Annotated in this window: 12 protein-coding genes; 4 read left to right on the top strand and 8 right to left on the bottom strand. The window is 71.3% G+C overall.

Going from position 1 to position 16290, the window contains the following annotated elements:
* Window positions 1–3: 3 nt before the first annotated feature.
* The 4 genes from mdlC to ACFWXQ_RS09860 all read right to left on the bottom strand — a co-directional run bounded on the left by mdlC (window position 4) and on the right by ACFWXQ_RS09860 (window position 4545).
* Window positions 4–1713, bottom strand: coding sequence for a benzoylformate decarboxylase (gene mdlC, locus ACFWXQ_RS09875; RefSeq protein WP_383957063.1), 1710 nt, complete (start codon window positions 1711–1713; stop codon window positions 4–6).
* The gene (locus ACFWXQ_RS09870) at window positions 1710–2501 is read right to left on the bottom strand and encodes an ABC transporter permease (protein ID WP_383957059.1); all 792 of its coding nucleotides are present in this window, start codon (window positions 2499–2501) and stop codon (window positions 1710–1712) included. Before ACFWXQ_RS09870 ends, mdlC begins: the two co-directional genes overlap by 4 nt.
* Window positions 2502–2726: 225 nt before the next feature.
* A complete protein-coding gene (locus tag ACFWXQ_RS09865; protein ID WP_383956847.1) occupies window positions 2727–3506 on the bottom strand; it encodes an ABC transporter permease in 780 nt (259 codons plus the stop codon).
* A 49-nt stretch (window positions 3507–3555) separates the two neighbouring features.
* Entirely contained in the window at window positions 3556–4545 is a 990-nt protein-coding gene (locus ACFWXQ_RS09860; RefSeq protein WP_383956850.1) for an ABC transporter substrate-binding protein, read from the bottom strand.
* A gap of 156 nt (window positions 4546–4701) precedes the next feature.
* Here ACFWXQ_RS09860 and ACFWXQ_RS09855 point away from each other — a divergent pair, with 156 nt between their 5' ends.
* From ACFWXQ_RS09855 to ACFWXQ_RS09845, 3 genes are all read left to right on the top strand, one after another.
* Window positions 4702–6009: a cytochrome P450 gene (locus ACFWXQ_RS09855; RefSeq protein ID WP_383956853.1), complete on the top strand. Its 1308-nt coding sequence runs from the start codon at window positions 4702–4704 to the stop codon at window positions 6007–6009.
* Between the two features lie 108 nt (window positions 6010–6117).
* The gene (locus ACFWXQ_RS09850) at window positions 6118–6675 is read left to right on the top strand and encodes a hypothetical protein (RefSeq protein WP_383956856.1); all 558 of its coding nucleotides are present in this window, start codon (window positions 6118–6120) and stop codon (window positions 6673–6675) included.
* A gap of 32 nt (window positions 6676–6707) precedes the next feature.
* A complete protein-coding gene (locus tag ACFWXQ_RS09845) occupies window positions 6708–8180 on the top strand; it encodes a hypothetical protein (RefSeq protein ID WP_386267916.1) in 1473 nt (490 codons plus the stop codon).
* A 116-nt stretch (window positions 8181–8296) separates the two neighbouring features.
* Here ACFWXQ_RS09845 and ACFWXQ_RS09840 read toward each other — a convergent pair whose 3' ends face one another.
* The 3 genes from ACFWXQ_RS09840 to ACFWXQ_RS09830 all read right to left on the bottom strand — a co-directional run bounded on the left by ACFWXQ_RS09840 (window position 8297) and on the right by ACFWXQ_RS09830 (window position 13417).
* Window positions 8297–8974: an AIM24 family protein gene (locus ACFWXQ_RS09840; protein ID WP_143638556.1), complete on the bottom strand. Its 678-nt coding sequence runs from the start codon at window positions 8972–8974 to the stop codon at window positions 8297–8299.
* Window positions 8975–9165: 191 nt separating this feature from the next.
* Window positions 9166–10974 (bottom strand): S8 family serine peptidase, encoded by a 1809-nt coding sequence (locus tag ACFWXQ_RS09835; protein WP_383937725.1) that lies wholly within the window; start codon window positions 10972–10974, stop codon window positions 9166–9168.
* 649 nt (window positions 10975–11623) lie between these two features.
* Window positions 11624–13417: an ABC transporter ATP-binding protein gene (locus ACFWXQ_RS09830; RefSeq protein ID WP_383937727.1), complete on the bottom strand. Its 1794-nt coding sequence runs from the start codon at window positions 13415–13417 to the stop codon at window positions 11624–11626.
* A gap of 166 nt (window positions 13418–13583) precedes the next feature.
* On the opposite strand from ACFWXQ_RS09830, the gene ACFWXQ_RS09825 reads away from it, so the two are divergent.
* Window positions 13584–14276 carry a TetR/AcrR family transcriptional regulator gene (locus ACFWXQ_RS09825; protein WP_383937729.1) on the top strand — a complete coding sequence of 231 codons (693 nt, stop codon included), beginning with the start codon at window positions 13584–13586 and terminating at the stop codon, window positions 14274–14276.
* Between the two features lie 149 nt (window positions 14277–14425).
* On the opposite strand, the gene ACFWXQ_RS09820 is transcribed toward ACFWXQ_RS09825, so the two are convergent.
* Complete coding sequence (locus ACFWXQ_RS09820) at window positions 14426–16255, bottom strand: flavin-containing monooxygenase (protein WP_383937731.1); 1830 nt, start codon at window positions 16253–16255, stop codon at window positions 14426–14428.
* Window positions 16256–16290: the final 35 nt, after the last annotated feature.

The following is a 16290-nucleotide window of genomic DNA, read 5'->3' as shown; positions in this document are numbered from 1 at the left end:
CGGTCACCTGTCCCTGGAAGCGGAGTCGAACGCGCCGTCGTCGACCCGGACATGGAGCAGGAAGGGCCCGTCGTCGTCACCGTGGCCGGCCAGCGCACGGTCGAGTGCGGCGGGGAGGTCGGCGGACTCCTCCACGTACGCCGCGGGGCAGCCGAAGCCCGTCGCGACCCGGGCGAAGTCGATGTCCCCGATGTCCGTGCCGGGCACGGGTGCGATGTCGATGCGGCGGCCGAGGGCGCGTACGGCGGCGTATCCGCCGTTGTCGAGGAGGACGTACGTGACGGGCGCCCGGTGGCGTGCGGCGGTCCAGAGGGCCTGCACGGAGTACAGCGCCGAGCCGTCGCCGACCAGGCACACCACGCGCCGCCGGTCGGCCAGCGCGCGCCCCACGGCGAGCGGCAGTCCCCAGCCGAGCGCCCCGCTGCCGGTGGTGAGGAACCCGCCCGCCGATTCGATGCGCACGCGCGCGTGGAGCGCTTCGCGATGGCTGGGTGTTTCCTCGACAAGGACGCGGTCGCGGGGCAGCCGCTCCTGGAGCAGGTCGAGTACGAGCTCCGGTGTGATCGGGCCGTCGACGTCGACGTCGACGTTGCCGGGCGCGCGGGCGGGGAGAGGGGCCGGGCGCGAGGGCGGCGGTTTGCGGTCCGACTCCCCCACCAGTGAGGCGAGTTGGCCGACGGCCGGTTTCAGCGTCGTGACGATGCTCGTGCCCGTCGGCAGCCAGGCCGCCTGCCCCGGATCGCAGTCGAGGTGGAAGAGCTCGGTACGCGCGGGCAGCGGCGGGCCCTCCGTGTGGAAGTGGTACGTGAACAGGGGCGCGCCCAGGGCCACCACCACGTCGTACGCCTCCAGGCAGGCGGCGAGCCGGTCGGCCGCCGGCGGCAGGAACCCCTGGAAGAGCGGGTGCGACTCGGGGAAGCCGGAGCGCCCGGACATCGGGCTCATCCAGACGGCGGCGCGGGTGCGTTCGGCGAGGGCGCGGACCTCGGCGGTCGCCTGCTCGTCGTCGACTCCGGGGCCGACGACCAGCGCGGGCCGCTCGCAGGTGTCCAGGCGCGCCGCCAGGGCCGACAGGGCGCCCGCGTCGGCGGTGAACGCGCCGTGCAGCGTGCGCGGTTCGACGTGCGCGGCCGGCTGGTCCCAGTCGTCCTCGGGGACGGACACGAAGACGGGGCCGCGCGGATGCGACATGGCGAGGCGGTGGGCCTCGGCGAGCGCGGCGGGTACATCGGCCGCGCGGTCCGGCTGGCGGCTCGACTTCACGTACGGGCGCGGGAACTGTACGGGGTCGTCGGCTCCGAGGAACGGCCTGAGCTGGGTCAGGGCGCGCGACTGCTGGCCGGCCAGGACGACAAGGGGCACGCGGTCGCGGTACGCGTTGAAGACCGCGCCCAGGGCGTGGCCCACTCCGCCCGCCGAGTGGAGGCTGACGAGGGCGGCTCGGCCCGTGCCCAGTGCGTGTCCTGCGGCCATGCCCACGGCGACGGATTCCTGTAGTCCCAACACATAGGTGAAGTCGTCGGGCCAGTCGCGGAACATGCGTAGTTCCGTCGAGCCCGGGTTGCCGAAGACGGTGGTCATGCCGGTGTCGCGGCAGAACCGGATGACGGCATCCAGGACGGTGACGCTCTCCGCCGCGCGGACCGGTCCCGTGTCCGGCTTCGGCTCCGGCTTCGGCTCCGGCTTCGGCTCCGGCTTCGGCTCCGGCTTCATGCAGGCCTCCCTTTGCCCAGCAGTCGCTTCTCGACCGCCAACAGGCCGGTGTTGAGGACGTATCCGAGTGCGCCGAGCAGCACCAGCGCGGCCCAGACGGTGAGCAGGTCGGAGCGCGACTGGGCGTCGGTGAGTGTGAAGCCGATGCCGTTGGCCGTGCCGGGCAGCAGCTCCGAGAAGACCATCAGGATGAGGGAGAGCGAGAGACTCAGGCGCAGGCCCGCGAAGATGCGCGGGAGGGCCGAGGGCAGGAACAGGAGCCAGAGTCGTTCCGCCGTGGTGAGGCGCAGTACGGCTGCCACGTCTATGCGTAGGGGGTCGGTGTTGCGGGCGCCCTCCGCCGTGTTGATCAGTACGGGCCAGATGGCGCTGAAGACGATCGACGCGAGCTGCATCTGGGTGCCGAAGTCGAAGATCACGACGAAGACGGGGACCAGGGCCGGGGGTGGGACTGCTCGGGCGAACTGCAGGGCCGGGTTGCAGAGGGCGTAGGCGCGGCGGGAGCGGCCCAGGGCTGTGCCCAGGGCGATTCCCGCGGCTGCGGCGAGGGCGAAGCCTGTGGTCATGCGGGCGAGACTGGGGAGGATGTTCTCGGTGGCCTCCGGGGTGAGGAAGGCGTGGGTGGGCGGGCCAGAGAACCACAGGCTGTGGGTGTGGCGGGCGATTTCTGAGGGTGGCGGGAAATAGACGCTGTCGTGTGTGCGGGTGGCTGTCTGCCAGGCGCCTATGGCCACGGCGAGCACGCCCCACCGAAGCAGTGCGCTGCGCGCCGCCTCACCACCCCTCATAGACCGACCTCACCGCCCTGGTTTTCGCCCCCGCCGCCCCTACCCATTCCCGTCCCTGACTCAGGGGCTCCGCCCCCGAACCCCCAAAAGATTGCGCAGTTCCCCGCGCCCCTGGGTATTTCAGCCGCTCCGGCGTTTGAGGAGCGGGGGTTCGGGGGCCGGCCCCCGAGTAGTGACGGGAATGGGTAGGGGCGGCGGGGGCGAAAAACCAACCCCCAGCCCACCTCACCGCATCCCCCGATGCTCCGGCGTCCAAGGAAACAACCGCCGCTCCCCCCACACCAGCACACTGTTGATGACCAGCCCAAGGGCCCCGGCCCACACCACCCCCGCCAGCACATCCCACGTACCGTCCGTCGCCAGGCCGGACTGGGCGATGAAGATGCCGAGGCCCTCCCCGAACCCCGCGAGGATCTCGGTGGCGACGGCGAGGACGAGGGCGATGGCCGCGGAGATGCGGAGTCCGGCGGCGATGAAGGGCGCGGTCGCGGGGAGTTCGACGCGCAGGAGGACCGAGAGACGGCCGAAGCCGAAGGCGCGCAGGGTGTCCTTGGCCAGGGGATCGGTCTCGCCGAGGCCGTAGACGGTGTTGAAGAGGATGGGCCAGACCGAGGCGTACGTGATGAGGGCGACCTTCGTCTCCGTACCGGAGCCAAGGAGCAGGGACACCAGCGGGATCAGCGCGACGGACGGCAGCGGCCGTAGGAACTCCACGATCGCGCGCACGGCTTCGTCGACCACGGGCACACTGCCGAGCAGCAGACCCAGCGGGACGGCGATCGCGCAGGCGAGGCCGAGTCCGAGGGCCCAGGCCCGGACCGTGGCTGCGACCCCGTCCAGGAAGACCGGATCGCCCGCCAACTCCACCGCCCGCGCCAGGACTTCGGAGGCGGGCGGCAGATAGCTGCGGCTCACGAGACCGGCCCGGCCGACCGCCTCGCACACTCCGAAGGCGAGCAGCACACCGAGCGCGCCGAGCAGCAGTTCCTGACGATGTCTCCTCACTTGACTCGCTCACTCACTCGGCTCACTCGGCTCGCCCGGCTCGCCCGGCTCACTTGACGAGCAACGTCGCCGGATCGATCGTCTTCTTCAATAGGCCCTGTTTCTTCATGAGTTCGGTGAGCCGGCTCAGCTGGGTGACGTCCGTGGTCGCCGGGTAGTCCGGCAGCCGGATCGACTCGGCCTGGTCCGCGGTCACCTTGGCGTACTTGGGCAACTCCTCGCATACGGCGTCCTGGTCCTGGGTGGCGATCTCCGCGGCCGCGGCGATGGCCCGCTTGAAGGCCGCCGCGGTCTTCGGGTTCTTTGAGGCGTAGTCGCGGGTCGTGACGTAGCCGCTGATCGGTATGGACTCCACGGGCGCTGAGCCGCCGTCGACGAGGACGCGGGCGTTGAGGTCGTTCTGGATGGCGCTGTTGAAGGGCTCGGCCGCGTGGACGGCGTCGACCTGTCCCTTCTCCAGGGCGGGTCCCATCTGGGGGAAGGCGATCTGCCGGTACTCGGGGCGGCCGGCGCCCTGTTGGTCGAGGATCGCGTTCAGGGTCAGTGACTGGATGTTGTTGAGGATGTTGACGGCGACCTTCTTGCCCTTGAGGTCGGCGACGCTCCTGATGTCCGAGTCCTGGGGCACGAGGACGTCCATCATGTGCGGCGCGACGCGTGCTCCCTCGGCGAGGATGCGGAGGTCGAGGGTGCCCTTCTCGTGGGCCTGGAGGAAGGTGACGTAGTTCGCGCTCGCGATGACGTCGACCTGCCCCTTCGACAGGGCGGGCAGTGCCTGGATGCTCTGCTGGACGGGCTGGATGCGCACGTCCAGGCCCTCCTTCTTGAACAGGCCCCGGCCCTGCGCGATGTAGAGGGGTGCGTCGTCGGCCAGCGGGAGCGCGGCGACGGTGATGCTCGACCTCTCCAGCCCGTTGCCCCCGGCGTTACTGGAATCGGAGTCGTCGGAGTCGCCGCCGCAGGCCGCCAGGGTCATCACCAGGGCGATCGCGGCGACGGTCGGTTTTCCCGTACGGAGGCGGGCTCGGCGCGTCGGCATGCGCGCATGATGCCCCCGACTTGACGTGATCACCACACACTTATGCGCCGTTCCCGCGGTCTCCGGGAAAATGCGAAAGCACATTCGCGCCGCCGGTCGGGGGGAGCACCCGCGCACGCCCTTGCCGCCCCGGCACGGCCGGGTCACCGTGGTGGTGTGACCTCACGAGCGACGCCGACACCACCCGCCGGCGAACCCGGCCCGGACGCCGTCCCCGACGCCGTCCCCGACGTCTTCGACCCCCGGCAGTACGCCGCCGGTGTCCCCCACGCCGCCTACCGCGTCCTGCGCGATCACCGTCCCGTGGCCTGGCAGCAGGAGCACGAGGTGCTCGGCTGGCCGGCCGGGCCCGGCTTCTGGGCGGTCACCCGGCACGCCGATGTGGTCCGGGTCCTGAGGGACTCGGGGACGTACTCCTCGCAGCTCGGGGCGACCCAGATCCGGGATCCGGATCCGGACGACCTGCCGTTCATCCGGCGGATGATGCTCAATCAGGATCCGCCGGGACACGGGAGGTTGAGGCGGCTGGTCAGCAGGGCGTTCACGCCGCGCCGCGTCGACCACTTCGCGTCGGTCGCCCGCACCCGGGCCCGCTCGCTGTTCGAGCAGGCGGTGGCGACCGCCCGCAGGAACGACGGGACGTACGATCTCGTCACCGATGTCACCGACGACTACGCGCTGCTCAACCTGGCGGATCTGCTCGGCGTGCCGGAGAGCGACCGCGGGCTGCTGCTGCACTGGACCCAGCGGGTCATCGGCTATCAGGACCCGGACGAGTCGGGCCCGCCCGTGCTCGACACCGTGGGCAGACCGGTCAACCCGCGCTCCCCGGCGGCACTGCGGGACATGTTCGCGTACGCCCGGGAACTGGCGGGCCAAAAGCGGCGGCATCCCGGTGACGACGTCATGACCGTGCTCGCCGCCGACGGTGAACTCGCCACCGACGAACTGGAGATGTTCTTCTTCCTGCTGACGGTCGCGGGCAACGACACGGTACGCGGCGCGGCTCCCGGCGGACTGCTGGCGCTGGCCGGGCATCCGGATGCGTACGCCCAACTGTGCGCCGGTGAGGTCGACTTGGGGTCGGCCGTCGACGAACTCCTGCGGTGGCACCCGCCGGTGCTCACCTTCCGCCGCACGGCCACCCGCGACACCGAGCTGGCCGGGACGCGGATCCGCGCCGGGGACAAGGTGGTGGTCTTCCACGCCTCCGCCAACCACGACGAGCGGGTGTTCGCCGAGCCGCACCGGCTCGACCTGGCGCGTACGCCGAATCCGCACGTCTCCTTCGGGGACGGACCGCATGTCTGCCTGGGCGCGCACTTCGCCCGGCTGCAGCTGCGGGTGCTGTACGAGGAGGCGCTGCGCGCCCTGCCCGTGCCGCCGCGCGTCGCCGGGCCTCCCCGGCGGCTCGTCTCCAACTTCATCAACGGCCTGAAGTCGCTGCCCCTGCACGTGGCCTGAGCCGGCCGGTTCGGCTGGGCTCCCTGAGGTACGGGTTGACGATCCATTGACCTGCAACTTAGGTTTGCCTTACCTAAGTGGTTTTCGCCTCCGAAAGGCCAACTACCCATGAGATCCGCCGTGTTCGCCCGCGCCACCCGAATCGCCGCCGTCGGTGCCACCGCCGCCGCGCTGACGATCGGGCTCGCCACCTCCGCCTCGGCCGCCACCGCCACGCGGTCCGTGACGGTGAGCGGAACGACGTACAACCTGTCCCTGACGGCCCCCGACGCCCTGTCGGCCGCCGGGCAGAACATCACCGTCTCCGGCAGCGGCTACAACACCGTCCAGGGTGTCTACGTCGGCCTGTGCGTGATACCCGACGGCGTCGTGCCCGGGGACCCGTCGACTTACACCTCCCGGCCGACCCCCTGCCTGGGCGGCGCGGACCAGTCCGGCACGACGGGTGCCTCGCACTGGGTGTCCAACTTCGGCGGCGGCACGGTCGCGAACAGCTCCACCTACGGCTCCGGCGGCTCCTTCAACGTCAGCGTGCACGTGAACCCGAACATCGCCTCCGGCCAGGTCTGCGGCACGGACGTGGACTGCGCCATCGTGACGCGCGCCGACCACACGGCGAGCGGCACCCGCTCGTACGACGTCTACATCCCGGTCACCTTCTCGTGACCGCGCCTCTCAGAACCCGGGGGCGGAGCGATGTGCTCCGCCCCCGGGCGGCGGGCGCCCTCGTGGGAATCACGGCGGTGGTCCTCACCGCCGTCGTCGTCAGCACGCCCGCCGTCGGCGCCGACGACCCGCCGGGAACGGACGGGTACGAGCAGACGGCCCGCCTCACGACCGTCGGCAAACCGCTCGACGTGCTGATGCACCCCGAGTCGGGGAAGCTGTACGTCGGGTCCGACACGGTCGCCGGTACGACGGGCGGGAGCCTGGCCGGGGTCTATGTCGTCGACCCGGCCTCCGGGAACGTACTGAACTGGGTGAAGACCTCGCCCGGCAGCACGGGCGCGCCCGCCCAGCTGCCGGGCAAACGGCTCGCCGGGCCGCTGCCCGGCGACGGGGTGCACTATCTCGTCGGGCTGCGCGGGATCGCCGCGGTGAAGGACGGGGACGCGGCGGGCCGCGGGGGCTGGCTCACCACTACGACGATCACGCAGGCCAAGGCCGGTGCGAAACCAGGCACGGTCGTGGTCGTGCGCGGGGCGAAACTGGAGGAGGTCGCCGTCGGCGAGACGTCGGTGACCGTGGAGCGGTCCCTGACCCTGCCGGCCGCCGGCGGTCCGCTCGCCGTGGACACCGCCGCCGGGCAGATCTGGGTCGCCGACAACACCAACAGCCTGCTGCGCAGGGTCGGTTCGGCCGACTTCACGGCGGACGGCAAGGAGATCCCGCTCGCCGCGGGCGCCGCGGTGTCCTTCCTGGAGTGGGACACCGAGCGCGGAGTGCTGTGGGCCGGGCGCGGCACGGTCCTGGAGGCGTACGACATCGCCACCGGCAGACTGGCCGCCTCCTTCGACGCCAAACCCGGCGACACCATCGCCGATGTCGCCGTCGACCCGCGCTCCGACCGGGCGTTCGCGGTGTGGCAGGACTGGGGCAACCCGCCGGAGGAGGGGGACGGCGTGGGGCAGCTCGCGGTGTACGACACGGCAACGCTCAAGGACCTCGACATGGGCGCCGAACTGCCGGGTTTCAACGGCCAGTTGGGCAGCTCGTCCGTCGCGGTGACGCCGGGCGGCGACTCGGTGTTCGTCGCGAGCCCGTCCGACGCCTCGCTCACGGTGTTCCGGGCGCCGGTGCCGCCCTCGCCCTCCGAGTCGCCGTCACCGTCCGACCCGGTGTCGCCGTCGCCCTCGGACCCGGCCTCGCCCAGTCCTTCGGACGGAACGTCCGAGCCGTCGCCCAGCGACTCCGGCCCGGCCCCCGACCCGACCGGCTCCGGCACCATCGTTCCCGTCGACGGTCCGACCGCCGACGGAGACGGCGCGGGCGGCACGGGAGGCGGTGGCGCGCAGACCACGACCGGTGGCGGCTCGCTCGACACCACCGGCGACGGGTCGCTCGCCTCGACCGGCACCGATGTGCTTCTGCCCGCCGCGGCCGGCACCGCGGCGCTGGTCGCCACCGGCACCGCCGCGGTGCTGTGGCGCCGCCGACGGGCCACGACGTAGGCAGGGCTGCGGCCCGACGGGCGTATGCGCCCCCGGGCCGCGAAGGAGACAAGCGCACAACAGACCCCCACCCCGGAAGGTCCGACAGCCGTGAACAGGCCCGACAAGGGCTCGTATCAGTGCTGTTGGACCTTCTGCGGTGTCGCCTCGCTCGGCCGTACGACGACGTATCCCTCGCCCTGGAGCATCAACTGCACGGCCTCGCCGGAGCCGCCGCGGATCATCGAGCCGATGGACTGCGAACGGTGCAGTGAGGTCTGGAGGTTGGCCGTCCAGCCGACGATCGCGTCCGTGTCGACGTACACCGGCCACTGCGGCGAAACCGGGATGACAAGCGGGTTGCCCTCGCAGACGAGACCGAGCCTGCCGTGCCCGGTGAAGACGCTGTTGAACAGCCCGCCGCCGGTGATGCCCGCGCCCTTGACCGTCTTGATCTCGTACTTCAGCGAGGCATCGAAGCACAGCACGTTGCGGCCGTTGACGGTGAAGACGTCACCGGGGTCGATGTCGACGATGAAGCAGTTCTGCGCCTCGTGCGCGAACCAGGCCTCCCCCTGCCCGCGCACCGCCATGAGCGCCAGCCCCTCGCCCGTGACGGCCCGTTTGAGCATGCCGCCGACGCCCTGGCCCTTGCGCTCGAACTGCAGATTGCCCCGGTAGGCGATCATCGCGCCCTGCCGGGCGAGCATCTCGCCGTTGACGGCGTACTTGATCGACTTGGCGTTCTCGACGCTCATGCCCGCCGCAGTCGCCGGCTGCACCATGTACTCGCTGGAAAACAGATCACCCTTCATGCGGGCATCCTGTCCCGGACGCGCGGGTTCCACCATCCAGCTGCGGGATGAATGGCGGTGACGAAGGTATACGTCCGCGGAACGAAAGGCGGGGCGGCCGACGCCCGCTCGCGTCGGCCGCCCCTGCGGGGGCCTTTCGGCCCCACCCTGTGGGGGGTGGTTCGTCTTTCGACGGTCGGAGGGCCGGAAGGTCAGAAGGTCAGCTTCCAGCTGTTGATCGTGCCGGTGTCCGCCGAGGCCACGTCCTGCACGCGCAGCTTCCAGGTGCCGTTGGCGGTCTCGCTGGAGGCGTCCACGGTGTAGGTCGTGTTGACGTTGTCGGCCGAGTCCGAGCCCGAGGACTTCAGCCGGTAGGCCGTACCGTCCGGGGCGACCAGGTCGATCACCAGGTCACCGCGGTAGGTGTGGGTGATGTCGACGCCGACCTGGAGGGCCGAGGGCGCGTTGCCGGTGCGGCCGCTGACGGCGATCGAGGACTCGACGGCCGAGCCGGCGTCCGGGATGGAGACGGCCGTGGTGCTGGTGAAGGTGGTGCCCCCCGTGGAGCCTCCGGACCCGCTCACCGCCTGCACCGTCTTGGCCGCGTCCGCGAGACCCGCGCCACAGCCGCCCGAGCAAGTACCGGGCAGAGCACGCGAGTTGGTCTTGATCGCGGACTCGATCTGGGCCGGGGTCAGCGCGGAGTTCGCCGACTTGGCGAGCGCGGCGAGACCCGCGATGTGCGGGGCGGCCATGCTGGTGCCCTGGTAGTAGGCGTACGACTCCGAACCGGGGCCCTGCGTACCGGAGTTCAGCGTGGACAGGATGCCGTTGGCGGTGCCGGTGCTGGTCTGGCCACCGGGTGCCGCGATGTCGACGACCGAGCCGAAGTTGGAGTAACTGGCCTTGGCGCCCGTGCGGTTGAGCGCGGCGACCGAGATCACGTTGCTGCAGCTCGCCGGTGAGTAGTTGGCCGCGTTGGCGTTGCTGTTGCCCGCCGCGACGACGACCGTGGTGCCCCGGCCGACCGCGTTGTTGATCGCGGTCTGGGTGGCCGTGGTGCAGGCACCGCCACCGCCCAGGCTCATGTTGATGACCTTGGCGACGTTGGTGTTGGCCGGGACGCCGGAGACGGTGCCGCCGGACGCCCAGGTGATGGCGTCGATGATGTCGGAGTCGTAGCCGCCGCACTTGCCGAGGACACGCAGCGGGGAGATCTTCGCGTTGTACGCGATGCCCGCGACGCCCTTGCTGTTGTTGGTGACGGCCGCGATGGTGCCCGCGACGTGCGTGCCGTGCCAGGAGGAGGAGCTGCCCGTGGTCTGCTCGCACTCGCCGGCGGCGTACCAGTCGCCCGGGTCGGCCGGGTTGCTGTCGCGCCCGTTGCCGTCGACCGAGACCGCGGTGTCGGAGATGAAGTCGTAGCCCGCGACGATGTTGGCGGCGAGGTCGGAGTGGGTGACGTAACCGGTGTCGATGACGGCGACGGTCACGCCGCTGCCGGTCGCGGTGTCCCAGGCACCGGGCACGCGCATGCCCGCGGTGGTCTCGAAGAGGTCCCACTGCTTGCTGTACTCGGTGTCGTTCGGGTCGGCCTGCGGCTTGTTGAGGCGGTCCGGCACGACGTACGCGACCTGCGGGTCGGCCTGGTACTCGGCGACGACGTCGGCGACATCGGCCTTGCTCAGCCGCTCGCCCAGGTCGACCAGCGCGGCACCGGTGCCGAGGCGGCGCTGGAAGTCCAGGCTCTCGCCGGCCTCCTTGCCCTTGGCCTCTGCGTCGGCGGAGGCGGCCTTGTTCGACGTGGCCTCGGTGGCGCCCGACTTGTAGCCGACGATCAGCCGCTCGGCGGGGGCGGACACGGCAGCGGCGGCCGCCTGCTCGGCGGGAACCTTGGCGGTGGCGGGACCGGCCAGCGCGAGGGACGTGGCGGTCCCGGCCAGCAGTGTCGCGGAGATCGCGGCGACGGATATCAGCTTCCGTCTCGCGGGTCGAGGAGTACGCAAGTGAGTGCCTTTCATGGCCGGCTCCGGGCAGCGCGGAACAGGCGGTGCGATGCGGTGCATGCGGTGCCGTGCGGTGCGGAGCAGCGGTTCGATTCGCTTCGTCGTCGAAGCGGCGGGGGGTGCAATCGAGAAGGCGCGAGTGCCGGCCGTGCGCGAGCCTCCAGTCAGGGGTTACCTGTGGTTCGGCTGTGGTCGAACAATAGGCGGAGCCTTTGTCCCGCGGATACGGGGAAAACCCTCGATCCATGGCCGAGAACCCCCTATGGGGGCCGCCCAGTTGGCGGGAAAGCACCCTTTCCGGACGTTCAGTCCTGTCTCAGCGGCAGGCGGTGCGGACGCGGCGAGGGGACACGCCCCTGTGCCCCGCCGCCCCTGTGCCCGCACCCGCCCGCGCGCTCTCCCGGCGCGGCGTCCTCACGGCGGTGGGAGCCCTCGGCCTGGGCGGTCTGCTCACGGCGTGCGGCAGCGACAGCCGCAGCGACGGAGACAGCGACAGTGAGGGCGGCAGTGCCGCCAACTCGTCCGTCGGCGAGGGCACATGGCGTTTCAAGGACGACCGCGAGGGCAACCTCCAGCCGGCCGACCTGAAGAAGACCAGACCCGGCCTGAAGAAGACCAGACCCGGCCTGCCGCCGGGCTCGGTCGTCAGGTTCAGCCGTCGGGCTCAGCTGTCGACGGACTCAGGCGTCTTGAGGCCGTCGTCGGTGGCCGCGAGGAACTGCGTGGCGGCAAGCTCGGCGTACAGCGGGTCGCCCGCCACGAGTTCGCGATGGGTGCCGACCGCCCGTACCCGCCCCGCGTCCATGACGACGATCCGGTCGGCCATGGTCACGGTGGACAGCCGGTGGGCGACGACCAGGACCGTGGTGGTGCGGGCGACATCGGCGACGGTGTCGCGCAGCGCGGCCTCGTTGACCGCGTCGAGCTGGCTGGTGGCCTCGTCGAGCAGCAGCAGCCGGGGCCGCCTGAGCAGGGCGCGGGCGATGGCGACGCGCTGGCGCTCACCGCCGGAGAGCTTGGTGCCGCGGTGGCCGACGAGGGTGTCGAGCCCCTTCGGCAGCCGGTCGACGAGGGAGTCGAGGCGCGTGGTCTTCAGCGCGCGGAGCACCTCGCCGTCGTCGGCGTCGGGATTGCCGAGCAGGAGGTTGTCGCGGAGGCTGCCGGAGAGGACGGGCGCGTCCTGCTCGACATAGCCGATGGCGGACCGGAGCGCGGAGACGTCCCAGTCGGTGAGGTCGCGGCCGTCCAGCGCGATGGTCCCCTCCTCCGGGTCGTAGAACCGCTCGATGAGCGAGAACACCGTGGTCTTCCCGGCGCCGGACGGTCCGACGAAGGCGGTCATGCCGCGCGGCGGGACGGCGAAGGTCACTCCGTGGTGCACGTACGGCAGGTCGTCGTCGTAGCGGAAGCGGACGCCCTCGAAGGCGATCGCGGCGGGCTCGGCGCCGGGCTGCGGCAACGGCGAGGGCTCTGCGGCCGGTTCGGCGGGCAGCAGCCTGGCCTCCTCGATCCGCGCCAGGGCGGCCGACCCTGTCTGGTACTGGGCGACGGCTCCGACGACCTGCTGGATCGGCGCCATCAGGTAGAAGACGTACAGCAGGAACGCGACGAGGGTGCCTATGTCGACGGCCCCGGTCGCGACCCGTGCGCCGCCCACGGCGAGCACGGTGATGAAGGCGACCTGCATCGAGAGACCGGCCGTGTTCCCCGCCAGCGCCGACCACTTGGCGGCCCGGACGCTCTGGCGCCACGACTCCTCGGCCGCCGCGTGCACGGCCCGCTCCTCGCGGTGCTCGGCGCCGGACGCCTTGATGGTCCTGAGCGCGCCGAGGGTCCGCTCCAGCGAGGCCCCCATCGCTCCGACGGCGTCCTGTGCGCGCTTGCTGGCGCGGTTGATCCGCGGCACGATCACGCCGATCACCGTGCCCGCGGCCAGGACCACGCCCAGGGTGACGCCCGTCAGCACCGGATCGACGAACCCCATCATCGCGAGCGTGGCCACCAGGGTGAGCCCGCCCGTGCCGAGGCCGACCAGCGAGTCGGTGGTGACCTCCCTGAGCAGCGTGGTGTCCGAGGTGATCCGGGCCATCAGATCGCCGGGCTCGCTGCGGTCGACGGCGGATATGCGCAGCCGCAGCAGATGCGAGACCAGGCCCCGCCGCGCACCGAGCACGACGGACTCGGCGGTGTACCGCAGCACGTACCCGCCCAGCGCCCCGATCGCCGCGTTGGCGACCACGAGAGCCGACATGGCCAGCAGCGCGCCGGTGATCGCCCGGTCGTGTCCCAGGTCGTCGATGAGCGTTCGGGCGACCAGCGGGAGCGCGAGCCCGGCGGCGCCCGTCAGCAGTGACAGCACGGCCCCGAGCAGCAGCGTCCAGCGATACGGGCGTACGTACCCGAGCAGGAGCCGCCACGGCGGCGTGGACGGTGTGTCGGACGGGTCGGGCTGCGGCACGGTGCTCCCCCTCGATCGGCTCCCCTCCCGCTCTCCACCGAAGTCTCTTCCGGGGCCTCGTGCGGAACGAGGGGGATCGATGAAGTATCGCCGATGCCACTGACAGTGCCGTAGGGGGATTTCGACCGGCGCACTCCGGACAGGCCCGTCGAGTAACGTTCGATGAATGACCGCTGCCCCCGAACAACCGGCGTGGCGCCGGCGAGCCGTCGAGCGATCCACCCGGGCCGCGAAACTGCGCGCGGAGGAACGCGTACAGAGGTTTCTGGACTCGGCCTACGAGCTCATCGCCGAGAAGGGCACGACGGACTTCACCGTCCAGGAGGTCGTCAACCGCTCGAAGCAGTCGCTGCGCAGCTTCTACCAGTACTTCGACGGCAAGCACGAGTTGCTGCTCGCCCTGTTCGAGGACACGCTCGCCACGTCGGCGAACGAGATCAGGGAAGCCGCCTCGTCGAAGAGCGATCCGCTCCGGGCGCTGCGCCTGGCCGTGGAGATGCTCCACGAGCGGGCGCGGCCGGGTCCCGACGTGCCGCGGCCGCTGTTCGGCGGCTTCGCCCTGCAACTGCTGGTGAAGCACCCCACCCAGGTGGCGACCGCCCATCGGCCGCTGCTCACGGTGTTCGCGGAGCTCATCGAGCGGGCCGCCGACGCGGGCGTCATCGCGGCCGGGCGGCCCCGCCGGCAGGCCGCGCTCGTCCTGCAGACCGTCATCTTCGCCGCGCAGGCGCATGGCGCACCCGCCGACGCCCACGCCGAGCCGGTCACCTCCGAGCCGGTCACCTCCGAGGAGGTCTGGCGGTTCTGCCTGGGCGGCATCTCCGGCCCCCCGCCGACGGGCGGGCCGGCCACGGCCTAGGCTCCGCCGGGGTGCAGTACTTCGTGTGCGGGGCCGTCGTGGCTGGTCGCGCAGTTCCCCGCGCCCCTAAAGGGGCGCCGGGCCGCTGAGCCCGCGGGGGACGATCTCCCGGGTTCGGCCGTCCTCACGCCTCTCCGTGACGCCGCCGGTCATTCGACGATGACGTCGTTCATGCCGCCGTCCGTGCGCCAGCGCCTGAGTAGTTCGTGGAACTCGACGGGGCCGTCGCCGTACGACTCGCTGCGCTTTCTGGGCATGCCCTCGTTGTTGTAGTAGCCGGGGGTGCACTCGGCCTGGAACTTGTAGAGGTCCGCGGCTTTCTGACGGATCGTCGTGACCCAGGCGTCCTGGGCCTCGGGGGACGGCTCCACGTACCGGGCCCGGCGTCCCCGCGCCTCGGCGACCACTTCGGCGACGTGGCCGGCCTGTTCGTCGAGGATGTGGACGTAGTTCACGGCGCTGGCGTTCTGCAGCGGGCCGAGCTGGAAGAGGTTCGGGAAGCCGTGGCTGTAGAAGCCGTGGAGTGTCTTCGGGCTGCCCTGCATCCAGGCCCCCGGCAGCGTGGCACCGTCCCTTCCGTGGACGGGGAGTCGGCCGGACAGGATGCCCGAGACGCCCACCTCGAATCCGGTGGCGAAGATGACGCAGTCGACCTCGTACTCGGCCCCGCCGACCACGACGGCGTCCTCGGTGATGCGCTCGACGCCCCCGTGGTCGGCCGTGTCGACGAGCGTCACGTTGGGCCGGTTGAACGTGTCCAGGTAGTGGTCGCTGAACGTGGGCCGCTTGCACATGTAGCGGTACCAGGGCTTGAGCGCCTCGGCCGTGGCGGGATCCTCGACGACCGTGTTCACACGGGCGCGGATCTCGTTCATCTTCTGGAAGTCGGCGAGTTCGTTCACACGGTCGCGTTCCGTCGGCGGGAGGTCCGCGTAGTTGTTGGTCGGGATGAGGTTCTGCAGCAGCCGGGCGCTGCTGGTCCAGCCGTCGTTCACCAGGTCCTCGTCCGCCTGGGCGCCGGTGACGGTCCTGAGGAAGTTCTCCCTGCGCAGCCGCTGCCAGCCCGGTTCCAGCGACTCGGCCCAGCCCGGGTCCGTGGGGCGCTGGCCGCGTACGTCGACCGAGGAGGGCGTGCGCTGGAACACGTACAGCCGCTCGGCGTCGCGGCCGAGGTGCGGGACGACCTGGATGGCGGTCGCTCCGGTGCCGATCACGGCCACGTGCTTGTCGGCGAGCCGGTGCAGGTTTCCGTTCGCGTCGCCCCCGGTGTACGCGTAGTCCCAGCGGCTGGTGTGGAAGGTGTGGCCCTTGAAGTTCTCGATGCCGGGGATGCCGGGAAGTTTCGCCTGGCTGAGCGTGCCGCTGGAGACGACCACGAAGCGCGCCCGCATCCGGTCGCCGCGATCGGTGGTGACGATCCACTCCAACTCCGTGTCGTCCCAGCGGAGTTCGGTGGCCCGGGTCCGGAAGCAGGCGTCCTCGTACAGGCCGAAGTGGCGTCCGATCGCCCGCGCGTGCTGCCGGATCTCCTCGCCGGGCGCGTACTTCCACTGAGGTACGTAGCCGATCTCTTCGAGGAGCGGCATGTAGACGTACGACTCGATGTCGCAGTGGATTCCCGGGTACCGGTTCCAGTACCAGGTCCCGCCGAAGTCCCCGGCCTGCTCGATGACCCGGATGCCCCGCACCCCCGCCTGCCGCAGGCGCGCTCCGGCCAGCAGACCGCCGAACCCGCCGCCGACGACCACCACTTCCACCCGGTCGTGCAGCGGCTCCCTGGTGAACTCCGGTTCCTCCACGTACGGATCGTCGGCGTAGTAGCCGAACTCACCGGCGACGCGGTGGTATTGGGCGTTGCCGTCGGGGCGGATCCGGCGATCGCGCTCGGCCCGGTAGCGAGCGCGCAGGGCCTCCGGGTCGAACCCGAGTTCCTCCGGGTCGAAGTCGGGCGCCGCGGACGGGGTGTGGGGGGTGGTCATGCGTGTCCCTTCTTGTTGTTGAGGGGGTGCGGTCG

It is taken from the genome of Streptomyces sp. NPDC058697, from assembly GCF_042715345.1.
GTDB lineage: Bacteria > Actinomycetota > Actinomycetes > Streptomycetales > Streptomycetaceae > Streptomyces > Streptomyces liliifuscus.
Note: the sequence above shows the minus strand (reverse complement) of the source record. Positions and strands in the feature narration are given on the sequence as shown.